This is a genomic window from Paenibacillus popilliae ATCC 14706 (genome assembly GCF_000315235.1).
GTDB classification, from domain to species: domain Bacteria; phylum Bacillota; class Bacilli; order Paenibacillales; family Paenibacillaceae; genus Paenibacillus_B; species Paenibacillus_B popilliae.
On the sequence record NZ_BALG01000064.1, the window covers coordinates 1 to 20429 of the forward strand.

Genomic DNA, 20429 nt, shown 5'->3' on the forward strand with positions numbered 1-20429 from the left:
CGATGGAACGGATTCCTTTTTAAGCTTTGGAGGGTTGGCAGGTGCCTCGGTACTTTTGGCTGCAAAATTGAGCATTTTTCACTTGCAAAAAACATTGTGCCCCGTATGATAAACAAGATGAACCTCATATTCGAATTGCAACAGGTGATTTTTATGATTTAGAAAAAGAGCATGGACGTAGAGACGCTATTTTATTGACTTTACAAAGTTTAGCTCATGAATTGCAACACTATTATCAATGGTTAGATGATGATGAGTTTCTTGAAGATGAAGCGGAAGAAGGTGCAGGAGAACTTATTAGAGAGTACCTCGAAGATAAATTTGAGGAGTTTTGGTCTTCGTTGAATGGGTAAGCCAGGGCTATCGTAGCGATAGTCCTTTTTTTGATACCCTCGTTTGTAGGGTGGTGATACTGTGAACGAGACAAATAGACCCCACCTAGCAGTCAGAATGGGGCACGTGTATGATGAATGCAGATTTGTTCATGCGACAGGAGTCCGGAAGGTACGACGACCATGGCATGAACGGCGCTAATGCCTGACTCTTGCAAGTCGGGGTGAGGAACATAGCTTGAGGCACTTCCCGTACGCTTGGTGCTGGCTGTTTAGGATCACAAGGCGATCCCAGAACATTTCATTATTCAAGCGAGCTTTTAATAACAGCACTTTGTCAACACGCTGATGGAATGTAATTCCTTGGGTTTATCGCCTTCCAAGCGGGAATTGATAGGATATTCCGTTAAAGATGAGGGGGAGCTTCCAGGGAGCGGATTCGCAGGTAGAGCACGAGGAAAGCCCGTGATCCAGGCACAGACGCCAAGATTCACGGGCTTCGGCGTAGAGGTTAGTGCATTTGTACGTACTAACCAAAGATACGTTCGCCCACCACATGAAGAATCGCTAATATCGCCAAGAATGCCATTTCAACCACTCCCGGATAAGAGATTCCAAGAAACTATAGCGTTCCTTGTACTATCTATATCGGCAATCTTTCTATCTTTTTGAACAATTGTTGAGAAAAAAAGAAAAAAAGTTCATGATGGAGCCATCCGTTCAGAGAATATCAAAGGGATGTGGACGGAATGTAATTCCTTAGGTTTATTACCCTCCTAGTAGGAATCGACAGGATATTCCGTTCAATCGTAGGGGCAGCTTTTTCAGGGAGCGGATTTGCAGGTAGGGCACGAGGAAAGCCCATGAACCAGGCACAGATGCCAAGATTCATGGGCTTCGGTGTAGAGGTTAGTGCTTATCTGAGACTTGATATAGCAGTAATGAATTGAGGTAAAAGCTTTAATATCTCTAATGCCAATGCCGCCATCTCAATCACCCCTAGATAAGAATTCAAGAAACTGTAACGTTCCTTGTACTATCTATATCAGCAATCTTTCTATCTTTTTGAACAATTGTTTAGAAAAAGTGACGCCTTTATTGTGAAGGTAATGGACGGCCTTCGTTCTAAACGCCAGCTTGAACGGGAGGTTCAACTCAACGTAGCCTATCGCTGGTTTGTCGGATTGGGTTTGACGGGACCGTGTTTCGGATCACAGCGGAGCTTCGAGGAGGCCAAAGAGCTCGTTGGACTTCGCTATTGCCGGTTGTACGGCAAGAAAAAAAGGGTTAGAGCAAGCGCTCATGTCCGCCATCTGCCAGAACGTCAAGCAGATCGCCAACCACCTGGCCAAGCTGGCCGGACAGGGCGATCTTCTTATTTTCGTATGCTCATTATTTCAAGATCTCATTTCATTATGTAAGCGAGCTTTTAAAAACAGCGCTTTGTCAACACGCTGAAAACACCCGCTAGGGGATTTTCAGCGTGCTCTCACAGGTTGACTGCGTTTGGTTAGCCTGAACAGCGCAGAAATATCCCCGTCTCATCATCCATCATCGGTTGCATTCCCCACCCCCTGCCTCCTCGGCTTCCACACTCAGCCCTATATGAACGAAGCCCCCGTGACGATAGGTCTCGGGGGCTTCCCGTATGGGGGGCACAGCAACGATAACCTGGCCCCCTATGGCCGCGACAAAAGCGCGGGCCGATCTAGACGGTACAGGTTATGGTAGCGCGGGTACCGCTCCAGCAGTTCCGCATGCGGCCCTCTCATCTCGATGCGGCCGTTCTCGATAAAGATGACTTCGTCCATCTGCTCCACGCCGACGAGATGGTGCGTAATCCAGAGCAGCGACTTGCCCTGCAGCGCGGTGAACATTGTGGCCAGCAGGGCGCGCTCGGTGTGCGGGTCAAGCCCGACGGTCGGCTCGTCGAGAATGACGATCGGCGTATCCTGGAGCAGGATGCGGGCCAGCGCGATCCGCTGCCGCTCCCCGCCCGAGAAGCGCCCGCCCGTCTCCAGCATCCGGGTGTCATAGCCGTCCGGCAGCGACTCGACAAGCGCATCCAGGCCGACCTGGCGCAAGACCCGGCGGATGTCCTCGTCCGAGGCATCGGGGCGGCCCAGCCGGATATTGTTCGCCACCGTCGTGTCGAATAGATGCGGGCACTGGTTCAAGACGGCGATCATCTCGGGGATATGCTCCCCATACGAGGCCGCCGGGATGCCGTTCAGCAGGACTTGGCCTTCATCCGGAGCCAAGGCTCCCTGCACCAGCTTCAGCAGCGTCGATTTCCCCGCTCCGCTGCGGCCGATAACCGCGATGCGCCGTCCTTGCGGGATATCGAGCGACAAGCCGTCCAGCGTCCAGGCGGCCGCCTTGTCGTAGCGGTAGCGGACCTGCTCCAGCCGGATATGCGCCGCTCCGGACGCCAGGGCCGGCTGCAACTCCGCCTGCGCCGCAGGACGAACGGGCTGTTCGGCCGCCGGAGCGTCCAACTTCGCGAGCCGATCCAGCGAATCGTGATACTGCGGCAGCTTCTCCACCGCCTCCGATACGGGGAGGAAGCCGTCCATGAGCGGGAATACGACCAGGGTGAACGCCGCGATGAAGGTGGCGGCGATGCGCCCGTCCGCATATTGGCCCCCTGCCCAGCAGAGCATGCATACCAGCACAGCTGCGACGACGCACTGCCCCAGCAGCATGCGAAGACGGGCCCAGCCGTTCAGGTGGCGCTCCATGCGGGCGACCGATTGCTCGCCCTCTTCATATTCCGCTGTGAACCGGGAAGCGCCGCCGCTAATGACCCAGTCGCTCATCCCCATCACCGCATCGGTCAGCCGCTGGTACAGCACGTTCCGCTCCTGCTTGATGCGGGTCTGCCAGGTACGGGTAATCAGCAGAGACACCCCAGGCAGTACCGCGATCAGCAGGAGCAACAGCAAGCCGATAAAGAATGCGAACGGCAGATCGAACCAGCCGAGCGCCGCGATGCAGGCGGCATAGGCGACGAGCGCCACCGCCCCCGGGAACACCGTGCGCAAGTAGACATTTTGCAGCTGCTCGATATCATCCGCCAGCGTGCTGAGCAGATCTCCCGTCTGGAAGCGGGAGCGGAGGAACAGCGCCTGCGGCTCCAGAATGCGGTACATCCGCTCCCGCATCTGGGACAGCACGCGCAGTACCGCATCATGGCCGATCAGACGTTCGACATAATGGACGACAGCCCGCCCGATGCCGAACGTCCGGACCAGAACGATAGGCACGTAGACGAGCAAAATATTTTCCGGACGGAGCGCCGACTTCGAAATCAGATAGCCTGACGTGAAGGTTAAGGAGGAGGCGCATAGCACTGTCAGCACGCCAAGGGCGATAATGACAGCGAAGCGTCGGGCATAGCGCCGCATATACGGCATAATCCAGCCTTCGCGGTTCATTGCGTCTCCCCCCCTTCCATGCGAATCATGTCGTAGTAAGCGCCCCGCTTGGCCAGCAGCTGCTCATGGGTCCCCGTCTCCACCACCTTGCCATCCTGCAGGACAATCATCCAGTCCATATCTGGCATCCAATGCAGGCGATGCGTAGCCAAGAAGACGAGCCGATCCCGGAACAGCTCCAGCATCGTCGACTTCAGCTCATATTCGGTCTCGATATCCAGATGCGCCGTCGGTTCATCCAGCAGCATTATCGGTCGGCTGCTCAGAAATGCCCGCGCCAGCGCAACCCGCTGCTCCTGACCGCCGCTGAGCGAGCGGCCGCCGTTGCCAATGCGTTCGTCCAGGCCGTTCGGAAGTTGTTCCGCCAACTGCCCCAGCCCCGCGGCGGCCATCGCCCGCTCGACCTCGTCATCGGTCGCGTCCGGCGCATAGAAGCGGACGTTATCCGCCAGCGAGGCGCTGAAAATGTACGGATGCTGCGGGATGTACGTCGTCTGCTTCCGCCAGTCCTCCCCGGTCAGCGACGCCCGTTCCTGTCCGTCCACCCGGATCGTCCCTGCGGTCGGGTCCAGGAAGCCGCCGATAAGATCGATCAGCGTTGACTTGCCGGCCCCGCTCGCGCCGATGATGCCGACCTTGCGGAAGCCTTGAATTTCCAGATCGATCTCCTGCAGCGAGGAGGGGCCCTCCTTCTCATGCCGCATCCCGATGCCGGTCATTTGCAGCACGCTATCCTGCGTCCAGGCCGGCAGCGCCTGCGAGGCAGGCGCCGGCTCCGACTGCGCTGCCGCGCGAATTAGGGCCTGCATCGCCTCCCCTGCTTCCTTCCCGTCCAGCGTCGCGTGATAATCGGCCCCGACCATGCGCACCGGAAGGAAATATTCCGGCGCCAAGATCAGGATCGTCAGCGCGGTAACGAGCATCATCTCCCCGTTCACGAGACGCAACCCGAGGCTGACCGCTACAGATGCGACGGACAGCATCGTGAAGAAGTCCAGGGAGAAGGAGGACAAGAAGGCGACGCGCAAGGTGCGCAGCGTGGCCGAACGGTATCGGTCGCTCACCTTGGAGACGGTGGCCCCGTGCGATCGGCTACGTCCGAGGAACTTGAGCGTTTCCAGACCGCGCAACGAATCGACGAAATGATTCGACAGCCGCCGGTACGACGCCCACTGCTGTTCGGTCTGCTTGCGCGCAGCCAAGCCGACCAGAATCAGAAACGCGATGAGAATCGGCATCGTCACCGCCAGAATCAGGGCGGCGACGATATCCTGGGCCACAATGTACGCAAGGATAAGCACCGGTGTCACGGCGGTCCCGATCATGCGGGGCAGGAACAGCTCCATATATTTGCGGAACTTCCCGACCCCTTCAAGCACAAGCGTTACCGTGGTGCCCGTTCCCACTGTCCGGGTATGCCGCGGCCCAAGACGGAACAGCGCCTCCAGCAGCTGGCTCCGCAGGCTGGCGCCGGTCTTCTCCGCGAAGCGGTAAGCCACCTTCTGCTGCAGCAGCGCCGTCAACTGGCGGAGGAGAAACGCAAGCAGGAACAACCCGATCTTGTCGGCTTGTTCCTGCCATGCCGCCCCGGCGAACAGAGCGGATATTGCTTCTGCCAGCCAGATGGCCAGCATAATAATAGATAGTGCGTGCACCAGGGCAAGGGCGCTCAGGCTGGCAAGAACCGGCTTGATCCCTTGGTAGCCGAATAGATTCTTGCCCATTAGTACTCGAGATGCTGCTTCTCGTTCACGCGCTTATGGAAGACGAAGTAGCTCCAAATCTGGTAGCCGAGCACGAACGGCAGCAAGGTCAACGCTACGATCGTCATCACTTTGAGCGAATAAGCGCCTGAAGCCGCATTATGAATCGTCAGGTCAAATGCACTGTTGATGGAGCTGATCATCACCCGCGGGAACAAGCCGATAAAGACGGATGCGATCGAGAGCAAAATAATGCCTCCGGTCATGCCGAACGCCCAGCCGTCCTTCTTCTGCTTCATGAAATATCCGGCGAGCAGAAAGATGATAAGACCAAGGACGGCGACGACAGCCAGGATGGCGCCGCGAACCTGGAACACATCGGTCATGAAATAGGTCATAACGGCGAACAAGACGAGCAGCGCGGCGAGCGGAATCATCAACTTCCGGCCGAGCCGGCGTGCGCGCGCCTGCAGATCCCCCTCCGTCCGCAGCGTCGTGAACATGAGGCCGTGCACGAGGCAGAGCACGGTGACGGTAATGCCGCCTACGAATGTATAGAGATTCACCATATCGAACAGGCTGGCTTTCATCTCCATGTGCTGATCGATTGGAAGGCCCTTGATCAGCCCGGCGAACACGACACCGAACAGGAACGGAGGCAGCAGGCTGCCTACGAAAATAGCCAGATCCCATGTTTTCTTCCAGCGCTCGCTGTCCACCTTGCCCCGGAATTCGAAAGCGACGCCGCGCACGATAAGCGCGAGCAGCACTACGACGAGCGGCACATAATAGCCACTGAACAAGGTCGCGTACCAGTTCGGGAAGGCGGCGAACATTGCCCCGCCAGCGGTCAGAAGCCAGACTTCATTGGCATCCCAGAACGGGCCAATCGAATTGATAAGCACTCGGCGCTCTCCGTCGGTGCGCGCCAGCAATTGAGTCGACATGCCGACCCCGAAGTCGAAGCCCTCAAGGAAGAAGAAGCCGACGAACAACACAGCGACAAGAACGAACCATAATTCATTGAGTGAGAGCATGACGTTCCTCCTTATCGAATGGATCGTGAGACACGTGGACAGCTACATCCTTGTTCGGTCCTTTTTTGATCACGCGTACGAACAGGTAGACCATCACAATAGCCAATACCGTGTAAATGGCGGAGAAGGCAATTAGGGAGAACAGCACCGAGCCTCCCGTGACGCTAGGCGATACACTGTCTTTCGTTGTCATCAGCCCGAATACGGTCCACGGCTGGCGCCCAATCTCGGTCATAATCCAACCTGACGTATTGGCAATGAACGGCAGCGAGATGGCATACAGCATAAAGCGCATAAACCATGTGTTCTTCTGATCCAGCTTCTTGCGCGCCATCAGGTATACGCCATACATGCCGAGCCCAATCATCAGCGAACCGGCAGCGACCATGATGCGGAAGCTCCAGAAGGTCGTCCGCACCGGTGGAATATAATTTCCGGGTCCGTAGGTTTGCTCGTATTCCGCCTGCAGCTCCTTCATTCCCCGGACATCTCCGGAAAATTTGCTATAGGATAGGAAGCTGAGTAAGTATGGAATACTCAATTCCATGTTGTTTTCTTGCTTATCTGGATCGATAGCCGCGATAACCGTCCAAGGCGCCGGGTCTGGACTCCGATCCCACAAGCTCTCGGCCGCCGCCATCTTCATCGGCTGTGTATGTACCAGGTACTGCGCTTGCTGGTGGCCGAAGATCGCTACCAGGAACGACGAGATTAAGGCGACAACGATTCCCAGCTTGAACGATTTTTTGAAAAACTCAACGTCTTGGCGACGCAGCATCTTATACGCACTGACGCCTGTAATAAGGAAGGCGCCTGTCGCAAATGCGCCCAGCACCGTATGTGGGAATTCCACCAGCAGTTGGCCGTTCGTAATCAGCGCGAGGAAATCATTCATCTCGGCCCGGCCATTGTTTATTTCGAAGCCAACCGGACGCTGCATGAACGAGTTGGCCGCGAGAATCCAGAAGGCGGATATCGTCGTCCCGAGGGCCACGAGCCAGATGCACAGTAAATGCACCTTCTTGCTCAGCCGATCCCAGCCGAAGATCCAGAGCCCGATGAACGTAGACTCCAAGAAAAAAGCAAGCAGCGCCTCGATAGCAAGTGGCGCGCCGAACACGTCCCCCACGAAGCGGGAGTAATTCGACCAGTTCATGCCGAACTGGAATTCCTGAATGATACCGGTCACGACGCCGACGGCGAAGTTGATAAGGAACAATTTACCCCAGAACTTGGCCATTTTCTTATACTCTTCCTTGCCCTTGACGACGTACATTGTCTCCATAATGGCGATAAGCAGCGCCAGCCCGATGGATAGTGGGACGAAGAAGAAGTGAAAAATCGTCGTCGTCGCAAACTGGATGCGGGATAAGATTAGCGTATCCATTATTTCGTTCCACCTTTCTTTATGATAGAGGCCCTGCCAGACGCTTCGGGTATCCGTCCTCGCCCTACGCGCATGGCATAAGCCGTTGACTGCGATACGAGGAACAGCCTGATCAATGACAAACGTTACAGGTCTCAGTGTTATTTTGTCAGAAGGACATGCCGGCTAATGTGATTTTTATCACACCTTATTAGAATAGAGTGAGCAAATTTCGAACTTTGTGCCATTGTTCACAAAAGCGTTGAACGTGGGGCAGATCCGGAAGAGAAAAGGCATTGCATTCCGGGTAAGGGAAGCTTTCGATTTCTGCCTTTTATTAGATATTTCCTATAGAATGCCATATATTCGGAGCAGCGGAGCGAGGCTGCCTCTTGCCCTATAGACGTTAATGATTCTTCTTGCCGACCTCCACAATCGTTCCGCTCTTGGTTGCATTGGCCGGCTGATCCTTGTTATACAGCCAGTAGGACGGCGTATCCGTCACTTGTTGAATCCGCAGGCGGAATTCCTTCTTCGGCAGTCGAGCCCATTCGATAATCAACATATTACCGTCGACGGCAATATGCTCCGGAGAAACGGGTGTCTCCCCCGCTTCGGTTATCATATGCAGGCTGCCGGGAAGCTTGGCCGAGGGCTTATCGATTCGCTTCTGGAACGAAATGACCACCTTATCATACCGTGGACGGGCTACTGTGATCGGAGCGGGTGCTTCCTCGTACATATATTTGCCAAGATGATATTCATAGGCTGTCCATGTACGGAATCCCATCTTCGCGGCCTCCCGGCCGAACGAGTCGTGCCAGGCGCGGTCCTTCACCATTGCCGGCGACGAGCCGATATCAGCCTGCACGCCAAGCGGAACATTCGGGTGAACGGTGCGAATCTGATCGACGAAGCTCTGATAGTTATGGATATACTGCGGCGGAAGCGCGTCCTGGGGCTTCATCCAGTCGGGCCAGTGCGTCTGCAGGATATGCAGGTCCGGCCGGACCGCCGCTACCATCTCTGCGGCATCGAGTCCCTGCATCCCGCGCAGCATATCCACAGAATCCGGGCCGGCGTCGATTGCGAGCGACCAGGTCGCAACAAGAATATCCTTGTTCGCTTCCCGCACTCCGTCTGTCCCGTTCATCAGCTCATTGAGGAAGCGGTTGACGGCCTCGACCCGGAACTCGATCCAATCCTCATACAGCTCCACATTTGTCAGATAGAAATCGGGATCATCCGGATCGGTGAAATTCGGAATGCAGTCATGACCGTACTGCTCGCGGAAGGCCGCTTGGGCAAGCGGACCAACATCGCCGTATACACCGCGATCGATGCCGTCCCACTCCGGAAAGTATGGCTCTGCGACTTCAATGCCGTCGAACGGGATATCCCGGACCAGGCTAGCCAGCTTCTCCTTCTTCCACTGCATATAGGCCTCGCTATGGGGGGAGAAGCGGTAATATCCGTCATTTACCGGGGTCAACAGCTCCATCTGCCAGCTCGGCCAATCGGGGGGGAAGCCTTCCACAGCGTACGATCCGTTGCCAAGGACAAGCGCCCAGACGAACAGCCCTCTCTCCTGGAAGGCCTTGACCAGCTCGCGGTTGACATGGTTCTCATTGACGACGAAATACCGGACGGACGTATACCCGTTCTGTACAATTTCATCGGCGATGCTCGCTGCTGAGCGCTCTTGATAATAACGGAACCCCGGATCGACCTGAATGGTCGGACCCGATAAGGCTGAAGCCTTGCGCAAGCCGAGGTCTGTGCTGTGCTCGCCTTGTTCGGCGGCCTGCCCGCTTCCAGAAGGAAGTACGAAAAAAAGAAACGTTAGTGCAGCCACACACATGCCCGGTTGCCGGAGCCATCGGTGTTGGCGGAATATGAACATATTGAACACCTCTTGAACACCTTTTTTTGCAGGACTTTTACGGACCTAGAGCTACTTCCTGCACAGCAACTATGGCAACTAATCCACTTATTAGGTCGCTTGGCCGCCTATAAGCCATACTCGATCATGCTGATGATGGCGACAATCAATTCGGAAGGAACCGGGGCGCGTCCCGCCTTGAAGAACCTTAGAAATGTTATTTAGTTTCCCCAAATCGAGATGCTGCTCACTGCCAATTAATGCTTAATTATTTAGACGATCCTTCACCAAGCAATGGACAAGTCCTTGATGAAGCTTTTCAGGAATTTTACTTGGAACTGCGCTTTACTACCTATATACTCTCTCTAATTCGTTATGCCGCAATCGACTTTGATAAAAAAGTAAGGAAGAATAACGATCGTAATGCTTTGCTTTTGGATGGGGATGTTCCCCTGACCTTTGCATCGGCTAGTGATCTACTGTCTGAAGTAAAATTTACTCGATTAGAGGATGTGGTAACAAGTCCAAAAATAAGGTTTCGCAGCAAGCGGTTTCAAAATTACGATCCCAAGCATTAAGCAGGACGCTGGGGATAGCGAAATGTGGTGAAGCTTGGAAGGGACTCATCGCATTTCTCCCCTTCCCTCTCTCTAGCGTTACAATTCGATTGTAAGGTGTGTTGAATGTCACAAGCTAAATATGTAAGCACTACCCATAATGGTAGTGCTGTACGCTACATCGAAGCAGATTTAGACACCATTCAGATTGAATCCATTAAAGGGGAAAGTGTTGAAGATTCGGGAAAGTATAGAGTAAACGGTACGTTCTTTTACGAGACGAAATTGACCGGTATCGCGGTGAATCGGAAGGCAGACGGAAAGAGCGCGCCTGTCCTCAAAGGCGGTGACAACACTTCCACATGATTGAACTGAGCGTTATCAAGCGAAACAATGATGCTCAGGACCTTCGGGGAAACTTCCGCCTGGCCGTGCTCTCTTTTCTTCAGTTGTCCCGGCTTATCTGGCAATCATCGCTGGATTCGGATTCTACGGTGACATTCAGGGGATGATCCTGTCCTCCATAACCGATCCGTTCGCGGCTGATGCCGGCATAGAGGCGATAGTGAAGGAAAGCCTATTCCACACCTTGTATCGTTATCATGTGAGGATATTCAACACATTCCTACCTGTATAACGAGGGCTAGCCAGCACTCGTTATGATGAGTCGGTTTGAAAATATTACAGTTCTTCAACCTTTTCAGATCATTCTTATTCTATTATGGAGCTTATATGCATGAAAGCGAGGTCCAAGACCCGCCGAAGGTCCAGGATCACAGCCGCACTCCAGTCCATGTCCAGTCCGCCCCTTTTCGGATACGATAAGGGTAACAAATTCAGAGAGAAGAAGTAGCCAGAGATGGTGAAGTTATAAATAAAGGGAGATGTTAGGAAACATGTATGATCGGGGTTACGGAAAACAGCCGAAGGAGAAGGTGCTCGTACTCGCAGGATCGCTCGGCCACGGCCATCTGCAGGCGGCTCACGCGATTCGGGAAGCGGCCCGCACCTGGTGCCCGCAGGAAGCGGAAGTGCATGTCGTCGATTACCTGGAACAGGTGTCGCCGCATCTGCACACGGTCGGTTCGTACTGCTTCGTGCAATGGTTGAAAATGTTCCCGAATATGTACGGCTTACTGTTCGAGATGACACGCCGGGATCATCGCTTCTCCCAACTGATTAAGAATGTTCCGCTGACGAGGCTGCGTCCGCTCATCAAGCTGATTCGCAAGCTGCAGCCGACGATTATCGTCAGCACGTTCCCGGCGGCGAGCGCGGCGGTATCCCGCCTGAAGGAACGCGGAGCTGTGCAATGCGGCCTGGTTACGGTCATTACCGACCATACCGATCACAGCTTCTGGATTCACCCCCATACCGACCGCTATCTCGTCGGATCGGAGGAGGCCCGGGCCAAGCTGGCCGGACAAGGCATTCCCGCCAGCCGGATCGAGGTATCCGGCATTCCGGTTCGTCCGGAGTTCTATGGAAGCTATGACAAAGCGGCGCTGCGCCGCCGCCACGGCCTGGATACGAAGCGGATGACCGTGTTGCTGATGGGAGGCGGCTGCGGTCTGCTCGATCCCGAATTCTTCCGCGCTATGGAAGAAACTGACTGGGCTGCCGACATGCAGTTCATCGTCATCTGCGGCCGGAACGAGCGGCTGCGCCGCCACCTTGAGGAATGGGCGGCCTCGTCCCCGCTTCAAATCCGGGTCGAAGGCTACGTGCAGCCGGTCCATGAATATATGGCGATGTCCGATCTGTTGATTACGAAGCCAGGCGGGGTGACGACGACCGAGGCGGTCGTCCAGCGGCTACCGCTGCTCATCTACAAGCCGCTGCCGGGCCAAGAGATGGACAACATCCGCTATCTGGTCCGCAAGGGTCTGGCCTGCCAAGCCGAGATCCCGGAGGATCTCGTGTCTCAGCTCTCGTCCTTCGCTTCCCGGCCTGAAGCACTGCAATGGATGAGCGTCCGCGCCCAGGCGGAACGCCAGCATACGCACGCACGCGTGCTGGAAGCGATTCTGCAAGTTGAACGGCACCCGATTGTGCCGCGCAGGACGGCAAGACTCCGCTTTCGCCGCAACTACGTTTAACCATACTAGGTAAAAAATAGCCGTCAGGGTGTTCGCCCTGGCGGTTTTTTGCGCGGGTTGAGACGGTCATTTATAAGAGCCGCCATGTTGAAAAAGAGGATCGCTAGAGGTGAACAGAGCGATGAAGATACGGTCCAGCGTATCGTCTTTCACGCGTTCCTCCCGATTTATGGCGTCACATCGATATGCTCAATATTGCGGAGATAATGACATCATTCATGATCAGCTTCTTCGCAATCTCGTTCTGCGGCAGATCCGTGTCGTAGATCCGAATGACCTGCTCGTTCATCAACCGCAAGTTCGTGAGGTTCATCCGGACACCTTCACCGTCGTGTTGCGTTACGACATGGCTGTCGGATGCCCGGGACTCTCGTTCTGCCAAACCGCCGTTTCCAGGCAGACAGACCATGCAATATTGCTTCAGGTCGCTGTTCCGCATCTGGATCGTATCCACGATAGTGAAGCCGTAATGCTCGTACAACCCGACATTGCGTGGATTTTGCGTCTCCAGGGTACAGGCGATTCTCCGTTCACGACATTCGGCCAGCAGGGGGGACATTATCTTCCGCACCCAGCCCTGACCCCGGTATTGCGGCTGCACCACGAGCATGTCGAGATGCAGATAAGGCTGGTCGCCCAATGAGGCCAACCAGGCCGAGCTCATGCTGCGCAGGCCCGACAAGGCGCGCAGGAAGCCGGCGGGACTGATGTAGCGGCACATGCGAAGCGACTTCGCGATGGCCCGGGCAACGCCCCATGTGTAGCTCATGCGGGAAGCCCAAGAGGCTCCCACCCGCTCCGAGCGGAAGACGAGCGCGACGGCCTCCATCTTCTCGGATGTCGCATATAAGCCGCCGTAATCATACAGCAACTCGATATAATTGCGAAAAAACAGCTTCAACACTTCCACACGGGTGGACGGATCGGGCAGCAAGTGCACATACAATCCGTCTTCCTTGAAGTTATCGGCCATGACCGCAGCCACAGCTTCCATACGCTTGCGTTCCAAGAGCAACAGCTTGGCGCTACAAATAGTTCCACCCCAAATCTTTGGAATAAGGCTCCTGCGCTGCTCTACGGCGCCGGAACTTCTGCTGTCATCTTACTGCGCTGGAGCGGATGTGTCAATTGTTCCCATCGTGAACTCAGGTGGATGCGAAGCCTTCAGAGGTGGCGGCCCAAGCCGCATCGAAGGAGGATGACGCCCATCGAGCGCTCCCGCCTTATCGTGGTCCGGGCCGATGTGCCCCCTGATTGGCCGGTTATGCACGGTTGGAGTGCTCATGCTCCAGGATGGCTCAGGGCGAACGGAATGAAATCATTGGAGTTGGCAATAGTAAGTGCCTAAGGAGGTGCCAACGATGGAAAATACGCATGATTATGTAGAGAAGCTGAAGGAGACGCGGGAGAAGGCGGAGCGCAATCAGCAGCGGCAGGGTAAAGGCTCGCCAGGCAACAAGCTGCCGAACAAGCAGCATAGTACGAATAAGTAGAGGAACCTACTCCGACATCCATTCACAGCCAGGCGGGGTACCCTAGCGTCTAGCCCAGGTAGGTAGCCCGCCTATCCTCCGGCTTCATCCGCAGCAATTCGCCGGATTCGCATGCTCGATGAAGTACATGGTCCTGCACTTCATCCTTCATGAACGCGGGCTCATGGGAACCGGGGCGCGCGAAGAGAACGCTATGAACATGATGGAACACCTCTCTCACGGATTGGGAATGCCTATATTAGGTTGAACAAAATCGCTGCGCCCAGAGCGGCAATTCGGGCCATATTCGTGATGATGAAGTTTTTGACCGCCAAGACGAAGGTATGCTCCTTGGTCTGCTTCTGCTGGAAAGTGCGGATATTGCGCTGTACCGGTATCAGCGTGCTCAGGACAAGCAGCACAATAATCGGGTTGACCTTCAAGATAAACAGGACGATAAGATCCAGATAGGATGCGTAATAGACGATGCGGAACAAGGCAAGCGCACTCGCCTTCCCGATATAGACCGGTAGCGTATACCGCTTATTTTCCACATCGTCTTCCATGTCGCAAATATTGTTGGCCAGCATAATATTCGCGATGCACAGAATCGCCGGAATCGAGATCAGGAATACCAGCAGCACTTCGATCATATTGATATCAACCTTTATATGCCAGTCCTCCAGCCACAAGGCCACCAGCTGATGATCTTCCACATGAATATACGTGGAGATGAAGATGATAACGAACCCCATGAACAACCCGGAGAACAATTCCCCCAGCGGCATGCGGGAGATCGGGACCGGCCCGAGCGAGTACAAAAAGCCGACCAAAAACGATATTCCGCCTAAAAGCAGGATCAGCAGGCTGGTCTGGAGGAACAGAACAACCCCCGTGCTTATCGCGATTACGAGCAGCGTCATAATAGTGGCGACGACAGTCGATTCCTTCAATTGGTACTGCACGATCGCATTATGGACCTCATAGCCGTAGCCATAGGTTTTGATCGCCTTCTTGTAATCGTAATAGTTGTTGATGGCCGTGGCCGCCATATCGAAGGACAGCAGAGAGGCCAGCATCAGCAAAAAATGGCCGACTTCGAAGGATTGGAACCGAAATACGGCATACAGACTGCCGATAAAGAAGGGGATCATGCTGGCTGTTTTGGTCTGGATCTCGACCAGCTTGAGAAAGTTTTTGATCGTCACGTTTCAAGCTCCTCTGCATGTACAGCACCCGTAGGGGCATCTTTCTGTTTTACTTCTTTTCCTCTAAACTGTACCACCAGTTCCAAGGACCGTCCAGTTCCTTCGTTTCTCCCGAAAAACACAAAAAAAGCCCATAAAAATCTAGTCCGTGCACGCGGTTCATCTTGACAAGCCATTCTATCAATATTACTCTAAAGACAGATAAATCGCTAGATTTTTCTTCCAATTGGATATCTATCCTAGTAATAAAAGCAAACCTATCGAAGGATGGGGACACAAGGCTACAGGGGTTTCAGCGAATGAGACTCGCTATGCCAGCCAGCTACCAAGAATGAAGCAAGCTCCGAACTGCGCGATCAACTCTACCAATCCGGATGGAATGGAAGAGTCGCGGAGCAGAGACGCCAGGCTTAAGAGGAGAGATTGCGATGAAATGGGACAAGCGTCTGTTGGGCATCTTTGTATTGACCGGTATCTTGTTCATGGTACCGGTCTATCCGGTTCATGCCAAGGATGCCATTATCGAAAAATTAGTCGTGCTGCCAAGCAGTGATTATAATGTCAAGGAAGCGGAAGCCATGAAGGAGCGGCTAGCCAAGATCCCCGCCCACATTCTGAACAAGCTGCATGACAAGGGTGTCAAAATCAAGCTGACGAACGATATTATTACGAACGAACCGGAGTTAAGTTATTTGAAGGGCGTTACGCCGCGAGGCTGGGAAGGCACCGGCAAGACGTGGGACGATGTTCCCGGCGTCAGCGAGCACGTAGTCGTTGCCCGTATCGGTTACAGCAAGCAGGGCCAGGGACACAATTCGTTCAATCTGGAACTTCACGAGACCATGCATGCGGTAGACTGCATCGTCTTCAATGAAATCAGCAGCACCAAGGAATTTAAGAACATCTTCAACCAGGAAGCGAACATCAACTATTACGAGGACGGCTACGTGTTGGCCTATCCAGTCGAATACTTCACGGAGACCGCCAGCTTGTATGTATATAGCGACGCCACGCGGGAAGAGCTTAAGAAGACCACCCCGCTCACCTATGAATTTATGGACAAGCTGTTCACCAATCCATCATAGTCACAGAAGCTCCTTCTGGGCAGTTGCCGCGGAAGGAGCTTCATGTTCATGCAGGCGAGCTTGCCTTACGGGTAAACCTGGTCCGGTTGGATGGAATCCCACGACTCATAACCGTCTTCAGAACGGCTGTACTCGTGGTGATTCGTTGCTTCCAATACATCCGAATAGTACCATTTGCCCGGCTTGTTGTCCGGCCATTGCTTCGCATCCGCATGGATATCGGCTGCCTTCACCTTCCGATTCAGCACACTGTTGATGAACGCCATCGCTTCCGCCCGCGTAATGTACTGATTCGGCTTGAAGGTGTCGTCCGGATAACCCTTAATCCAGCCTTTGTTCGCGGCCGATACGATATATTTCTCTGCCCAATGTCCGGAAATATCCGCGAACATGTCGTTCGCTTGATTATTGAGCTTGTCGAATCGGGACGCAATTGCGGCGAATTCCGCCCGCGTAATGGATTGGCCCGGCTTGAAGGTGCCATCCTGATATCCGGTGATAATACCGACACGCTCCATCGTCGAGATATATTTGTTCGACCAACGCTTCTTTACTACATCGGAGAATGAATTCTGACCGGTCATATAGTTCGTGAAGCTCTCGTTCTCCATCAGACGATAGAAGATGGCGGCGATCTCTTCCCGGGCAATCTGATTCTCTGGCTTCACCGTGCCATCCGGGTAGCCGTTGATGTAGTTGGAGTGATTCTCCATATCCAACTTCGGCGGTACCGGCGGCAATGGCAGCAGCGGCTTCGGCGACGGCGTTATCGTAGAGGAACGGCTTCCTCCCGAACTATCGCCGGAACCCGGATTGGACGAATTTTTTGTGTAGTAAAAGATGTAATCCTGTCCTTCCTTTTCGATGAACTTGTACATGTCGCTGGGCTTCATCGGCGTATAGCCCGCCACTTCTTCCGCCGTCAGTTCAATTGTCTGTCCGGTTACGCCTCCAAACTTCTTCTCCGCGGCCAGTTTTTTCTCCGTCCCTTGCTCCAGATACTTCACTGTCAGCATCTGACTGCTTTCGACGTACTGGGAGATGGTCAGTTCGGGGAAGATTCGCTCCAGACTGTCACTGTTGCCTGAGTAATAGCCTTTGTTCGCTTCATCCTTCAGCGTATTAGTTGCATTGCTATTGTTGCCACCATCCAACCCGATAGAATAACCAGCATCGCAGGCCAGTTTGGCTTCGGAATCCGTCCCGATTCCATTGTCAACAACGTCATCACCTTCGATATTCATCCCGATTCCACTGTCAACAACATCATCACCTTCGATATTCATCCCGATTCCACTGTCAACAACGTCATCACCTTCGATATTCATCCCGATTCCACTGTCAACAACGTCATCACCTTCGATATTCATCCCGATTCCACTGTCAACAACGTCATCACCTTCGATATTCGTCCCGATTCCACTGTCAACAACGTCATCACCTTCGATATTCGTCCCGATTCCACTGTCAACAACGATATTACCATTAACAAAATCTTTGCCCGTTGCTCGATCTACGTAACGAAGCTCTACACCCTGATCCTGTGCTGTGTAATTGAAAGCAATCGTTACATCCTTGCCTGGCATTATGCCATTTACATGCCCATTGTCCACACTCAGTCCGCTGCCCTCGCTAACTTCGATACTTGAGAACTCGTATTCGGTGAAGTTTTTGGTGCTCACATCAATGGATTCGCCCGGCGTTTCCTCTGCATCGCTGCGCTCCAGCACCCTATCTCCCGATCGGTGAACAATCGTAAGCTTGTTAGGTATATCGCTGTAGCCAAGCCAAGTAAATAGTGAAGGCTCGTTCAACGTTACGTTCACATTCGTTGGATTGCCGCCAACCTTCAAGGTGTAACCTGGTACGACTGGCGCAGGTACGGAATAGGATTTGCCGACTTCAAGCGCCTCGCTCCCATTCTCCTCATGATAACGGCTGTACAGCTCTTGGGCCAAATCCGGACGCTCGACTTCTTGACCGTCCGAATTGATTGGCTTGCCTTTGGCATTGACCTTATACGCCTTTACCAGAATCGATCCTTTGCCCATGCTCACTTGTGGCACTTCGAAATCCTTCGAGGTTCGTTCACCCTTGGCATCGGTGTAGACCATCGTCGTTGTCTTATTGGTTGGGTACAATCGGTTCGGTTCCAGGTTTTTGGAATGATCCAGTTTGACTCGGTAAGTAATCGTCGCCGGTTCACCTTCCATGACATTGCCAATGTTCCAGTTTAAGGTCTCGGTTTGCGGGTCCAAGGTTACTTCCCCTTGAGAAGCCTTGTAGTCGTCTGGGCCGAAGAAGCTTCCCTTCAACTTCAGGTCGAACATGTCCCCCATCGGGTCAGTGACTGCTGCATTCTCAACTGCAAAAACAATTTTGCTGGTCAGTTCGGAGAAGATTCGCTCTAGACTGTCGCTGCTGCCTGAATAATAACCTTTATTCGCTATCTCCTTCAGTGTATCGGTTGCAATGCTATTGTTACCAACATCCAACCCAATAGAATAAATACCGATACCAGCATCGCCAGCCAGCTTGGCTTCGGAAATCGTCCCGATGCCATTATCAAGAACTTCATAACCATTTACAAAATAGGAGTTGCAAAAGGTATATCCAGAATCACTGCCAGAATTACTGCGACCATACCTTAAACTATATTTACACGAACCAATTATCTCATCGGCACCATAATCGAAATCTGAGAGCATAAAATTGTGAGAATTGTAATTCCATGATCCAGGGACTGCTTTGCCAGCCTTATAGCTATACGTAGGCTCTCCATCACTAAGCAGAACAATTACTCTGTTATTGGCGCTGCTTGTTTTTAAAAGTTCCTGAGCTTCATGAAGCCCAGCCTGAATATTCGTTCCCTCGACCACCTGCGCCTGTATGTTATCAATGGCACGTTTCAATTGCGTCTTCTGGTCAAGGCCTTTGAAGTCAGATACCTGTTCAGAAGTCGTATTGAAGGATACTACTGCAATTCTTATTTCTGAGCCTTCAATCAACAGATTATCAATAAATTTCTTAGCTGCATCCTTGGCCTTCGGCAATCGATTCTGGTTCGGGCTCCGGCTCATGCTTCCCGACTTGTCGATCACCAACACGATATCCGAGGAGTCCGATTTCAGGTTCTTGCCTTCGACTGTCAGTGTGATATCCCATTCATCCGGCTTGCCTTCGACCGGGTTCGCTGCCTTCGTGAGCTTCACGGCTCCCGGATTCGGCCACTCAAGCTCCCCGGAATTCGCCGCCTGAGCGCTGAGCATGTCCGGAATCGTTCCAAGTGCGACAATCAGTATACACAACCCTGTAACTAGTAGTCTGAATCGGCGTTTCATCGTTTGACCTCCTCACGCCTTATGTATAGTTCTGCAGGCCAAAAATACTGCGGAGAATTGTCCTATGAATCATAAAAAAATCCGGCTGCGATTTAACTATTGTTAAACGCAGCCGGACGATCATGGGCCTGACGGCCTTTAGATTCCAAAGCTTTGCGGCCTAATCTTTCGATTAGTGTGCCCAATGTAGTTGACATATCCAATACCAAGCTAAGCACTATGTAATGCTTAATATATTGGACAACTTCCTATTTGTCAATCATTTTGTTGAAAATCTATTTCTCTTAAAATAATATAAAGGCCGGTTACACGTGGAAAGAAAGGATGATCCGTCATGACCACGATCAAAGATGTCTCGAGATTGACGAGCGTTGTATATTCATGCGTTGAAGCAGAAATACATCGACGGCTTCATCCCTTGCTTTATGCCGATCCGGAAGCCGCCAGTATCGTATTCAATGCGGGTCTGCCACTGGTGATGGTCGGTCTTGACGTGACCAGCCAGGCTACATTGAAGACAGAGATTGTAGAGAAGATAAAGGGAATGAACAAGACGGGCTTCGTCCGAGGAATCCACAGGTCTTGCTTTATCGGATCCTTTAAGATCCAATCCTCACCTTTCGGCAGCAAACGAGAGCTTACGCAAGATCACCTGCAGCGCAAAGTCATTTTTGTACACACTAAGAAGACAATAGTCCACCCAAGGGATAATTGTTCTTCATCGAATGTTACGATTTTATGACAGCCCGATATCGCATAAGGAACCACCCATCCTGAACGCGGGCCGCTCGTGAAGAAGGTGGGAAAAACCTGATGTAACAAGACTTTGCCCGATATTGACATAGCCATATTATATACAAATAATTACCAGTAAAGGCAAAGCAAAATCCACGATTTCCACCCCGCCTCT

Annotated in this window: 15 protein-coding genes, 2 pseudogenes and 2 riboswitches; of the genes and pseudogenes, 9 read left to right on the forward strand and 8 right to left on the reverse strand. The window is 53.1% G+C overall.

From position 1 onward, the window contains the following. The first annotated feature begins 194 nt into the window (after nucleotides 1-194). From PPOP_RS23315 to PPOP_RS23905, 3 genes and pseudogenes are all read left to right on the forward strand, one after another. A complete protein-coding gene (locus tag PPOP_RS23315) occupies nucleotides 195-353 on the forward strand; it encodes a hypothetical protein (protein WP_006285376.1) in 159 nt (52 codons plus the stop codon). Nucleotides 354-1405: 1052 nt separating this feature from the next. After that, nucleotides 1406-1540: pseudogene (locus PPOP_RS23900) on the forward strand (transposase); the annotation flags it as partial. A gap of 6 nt (nucleotides 1541-1546) precedes the next feature. Then, nucleotides 1547-1691 (forward strand): annotated as a pseudogene (locus PPOP_RS23905) (IS5/IS1182 family transposase); the annotation flags it as partial. A gap of 320 nt (nucleotides 1692-2011) precedes the next feature. Here the strand turns inward: PPOP_RS23905 and cydC are convergent. From cydC to PPOP_RS06690, 5 genes are all read right to left on the reverse strand, one after another. Next, entirely contained in the window at nucleotides 2012-3769 is a 1758-nt protein-coding gene (gene cydC, locus PPOP_RS06670; RefSeq protein WP_006285377.1) for a thiol reductant ABC exporter subunit CydC, read from the reverse strand. Continuing rightward, nucleotides 3766-5493, reverse strand: coding sequence for a thiol reductant ABC exporter subunit CydD (gene cydD, locus PPOP_RS06675; protein WP_006285378.1), 1728 nt, complete (start codon nucleotides 5491-5493; stop codon nucleotides 3766-3768). Before cydD ends, cydC begins: the two co-directional genes overlap by 4 nt. Next, entirely contained in the window at nucleotides 5493-6509 is a 1017-nt protein-coding gene (cydB, locus tag PPOP_RS06680) for a cytochrome d ubiquinol oxidase subunit II (protein ID WP_006285379.1), read from the reverse strand. The genes cydD and cydB overlap by 1 nt, the downstream gene beginning before the upstream one ends. Further along, on the reverse strand, nucleotides 6493-7896 hold the full coding sequence (locus PPOP_RS06685; protein WP_006285380.1) for a cytochrome ubiquinol oxidase subunit I: 1404 nt from the start codon (nucleotides 7894-7896) through the stop codon (nucleotides 6493-6495). Before PPOP_RS06685 ends, cydB begins: the two co-directional genes overlap by 17 nt. 385 nt (nucleotides 7897-8281) lie before the next feature. Further along, nucleotides 8282-9778 carry an N-acyl-D-glucosamine 2-epimerase gene (locus PPOP_RS06690; protein ID WP_148277855.1) on the reverse strand — a complete coding sequence of 499 codons (1497 nt, stop codon included), beginning with the start codon at nucleotides 9776-9778 and terminating at the stop codon, nucleotides 8282-8284. A 239-nt stretch (nucleotides 9779-10017) separates the two neighbouring features. Here PPOP_RS06690 and PPOP_RS21740 point away from each other — a divergent pair, with 239 nt between their 5' ends. From PPOP_RS21740 to PPOP_RS06700, 3 genes are all read left to right on the forward strand, one after another. Continuing rightward, a complete protein-coding gene (locus PPOP_RS21740; RefSeq protein WP_006285382.1) occupies nucleotides 10018-10335 on the forward strand; it encodes a hypothetical protein in 318 nt (105 codons plus the stop codon). A gap of 105 nt (nucleotides 10336-10440) precedes the next feature. Continuing rightward, a complete protein-coding gene (locus tag PPOP_RS06695) occupies nucleotides 10441-10680 on the forward strand; it encodes a hypothetical protein (protein WP_006285383.1) in 240 nt (79 codons plus the stop codon). A 530-nt stretch (nucleotides 10681-11210) separates the two neighbouring features. After that, nucleotides 11211-12413 (forward strand): MGDG synthase family glycosyltransferase, encoded by a 1203-nt coding sequence (locus PPOP_RS06700; protein WP_006285384.1) that lies wholly within the window; start codon nucleotides 11211-11213, stop codon nucleotides 12411-12413. A gap of 175 nt (nucleotides 12414-12588) precedes the next feature. On the opposite strand, the gene PPOP_RS06705 is transcribed toward PPOP_RS06700, so the two are convergent. Further along, entirely contained in the window at nucleotides 12589-13407 is an 819-nt protein-coding gene (locus tag PPOP_RS06705; RefSeq protein WP_006285385.1) for a GNAT family N-acetyltransferase, read from the reverse strand. Between the two features lie 367 nt (nucleotides 13408-13774). Here PPOP_RS06705 and PPOP_RS20165 point away from each other — a divergent pair, with 367 nt between their 5' ends. After that, nucleotides 13775-13906: a DUF4023 domain-containing protein gene (locus PPOP_RS20165; protein WP_042227695.1), complete on the forward strand. Its 132-nt coding sequence runs from the start codon at nucleotides 13775-13777 to the stop codon at nucleotides 13904-13906. A gap of 233 nt (nucleotides 13907-14139) precedes the next feature. Here the strand turns inward: PPOP_RS20165 and menA are convergent, their stop codons facing one another. After that, entirely contained in the window at nucleotides 14140-15093 is a 954-nt protein-coding gene (gene menA, locus PPOP_RS06715; protein WP_006285387.1) for a 1,4-dihydroxy-2-naphthoate polyprenyltransferase, read from the reverse strand. Between the two features lie 240 nt (nucleotides 15094-15333). Beyond that, nucleotides 15334-15423, forward strand: a riboswitch (cyclic di-GMP riboswitch). A gap of 98 nt (nucleotides 15424-15521) precedes the next feature. Here menA and PPOP_RS06720 point away from each other — a divergent pair. Continuing rightward, complete coding sequence (locus PPOP_RS06720) at nucleotides 15522-16178, forward strand: anthrax toxin lethal factor-related metalloendopeptidase (protein WP_042227698.1); 657 nt, start codon at nucleotides 15522-15524, stop codon at nucleotides 16176-16178. Between the two features lie 65 nt (nucleotides 16179-16243). Here PPOP_RS06720 and PPOP_RS19310 read toward each other — a convergent pair whose 3' ends face one another. Beyond that, on the reverse strand, nucleotides 16244-19519 hold the full coding sequence (locus PPOP_RS19310; protein WP_006285389.1) for an S-layer homology domain-containing protein: 3276 nt from the start codon (nucleotides 19517-19519) through the stop codon (nucleotides 16244-16246). A gap of 104 nt (nucleotides 19520-19623) precedes the next feature. Beyond that, nucleotides 19624-19711: riboswitch (cyclic di-GMP riboswitch) on the reverse strand. A gap of 142 nt (nucleotides 19712-19853) precedes the next feature. Here PPOP_RS19310 and PPOP_RS23910 point away from each other — a divergent pair. Continuing rightward, entirely contained in the window at nucleotides 19854-20261 is a 408-nt protein-coding gene (locus PPOP_RS23910; RefSeq protein WP_042227699.1) for a nucleoside hydrolase, read from the forward strand. Nucleotides 20262-20429 lie beyond the last annotated feature (168 nt).

Bases quoted from the DNA above. Each gene is read 5' to 3' on its own strand.
- PPOP_RS06720 (WP_042227698.1), top strand. From the start codon at position 15,522: ATGAAATGGGACAAGCGTCTGTTGGGCATCTTTGTATTGACCGGTATC.
- PPOP_RS06695 (WP_006285383.1), top strand. From the start codon at position 10,441: ATGTCACAAGCTAAATATGTAAGCACTACCCATAATGGTAGTGCTGTA.
- PPOP_RS21740 (WP_006285382.1), top strand. From the start codon at position 10,018: ATGCTTAATTATTTAGACGATCCTTCACCAAGCAATGGACAAGTCCTT.
- cydC (WP_006285377.1), bottom strand. From the start codon at position 3,769: ATGAACCGCGAAGGCTGGATTATGCCGTATATGCGGCGCTATGCCCGA.
- PPOP_RS06700 (WP_006285384.1), top strand. From the start codon at position 11,211: ATGTATGATCGGGGTTACGGAAAACAGCCGAAGGAGAAGGTGCTCGTA.
- cydB (WP_006285379.1), bottom strand. From the start codon at position 6,509: ATGCTCTCACTCAATGAATTATGGTTCGTTCTTGTCGCTGTGTTGTTC.
- PPOP_RS23910 (WP_042227699.1), top strand. From the start codon at position 19,854: ATGACCACGATCAAAGATGTCTCGAGATTGACGAGCGTTGTATATTCA.
- cydD (WP_006285378.1), bottom strand. From the start codon at position 5,493: ATGGGCAAGAATCTATTCGGCTACCAAGGGATCAAGCCGGTTCTTGCC.
- PPOP_RS06685 (WP_006285380.1), bottom strand. From the start codon at position 7,896: ATGGATACGCTAATCTTATCCCGCATCCAGTTTGCGACGACGACGATT.
- PPOP_RS20165 (WP_042227695.1), top strand. From the start codon at position 13,775: ATGGAAAATACGCATGATTATGTAGAGAAGCTGAAGGAGACGCGGGAG.
- PPOP_RS06690 (WP_148277855.1), bottom strand. From the start codon at position 9,778: ATGTTCATATTCCGCCAACACCGATGGCTCCGGCAACCGGGCATGTGT.
- PPOP_RS19310 (WP_006285389.1), bottom strand. From the start codon at position 19,519: ATGAAACGCCGATTCAGACTACTAGTTACAGGGTTGTGTATACTGATT.
- PPOP_RS06705 (WP_006285385.1), bottom strand. From the start codon at position 13,407: ATGGAAGCTGTGGCTGCGGTCATGGCCGATAACTTCAAGGAAGACGGA.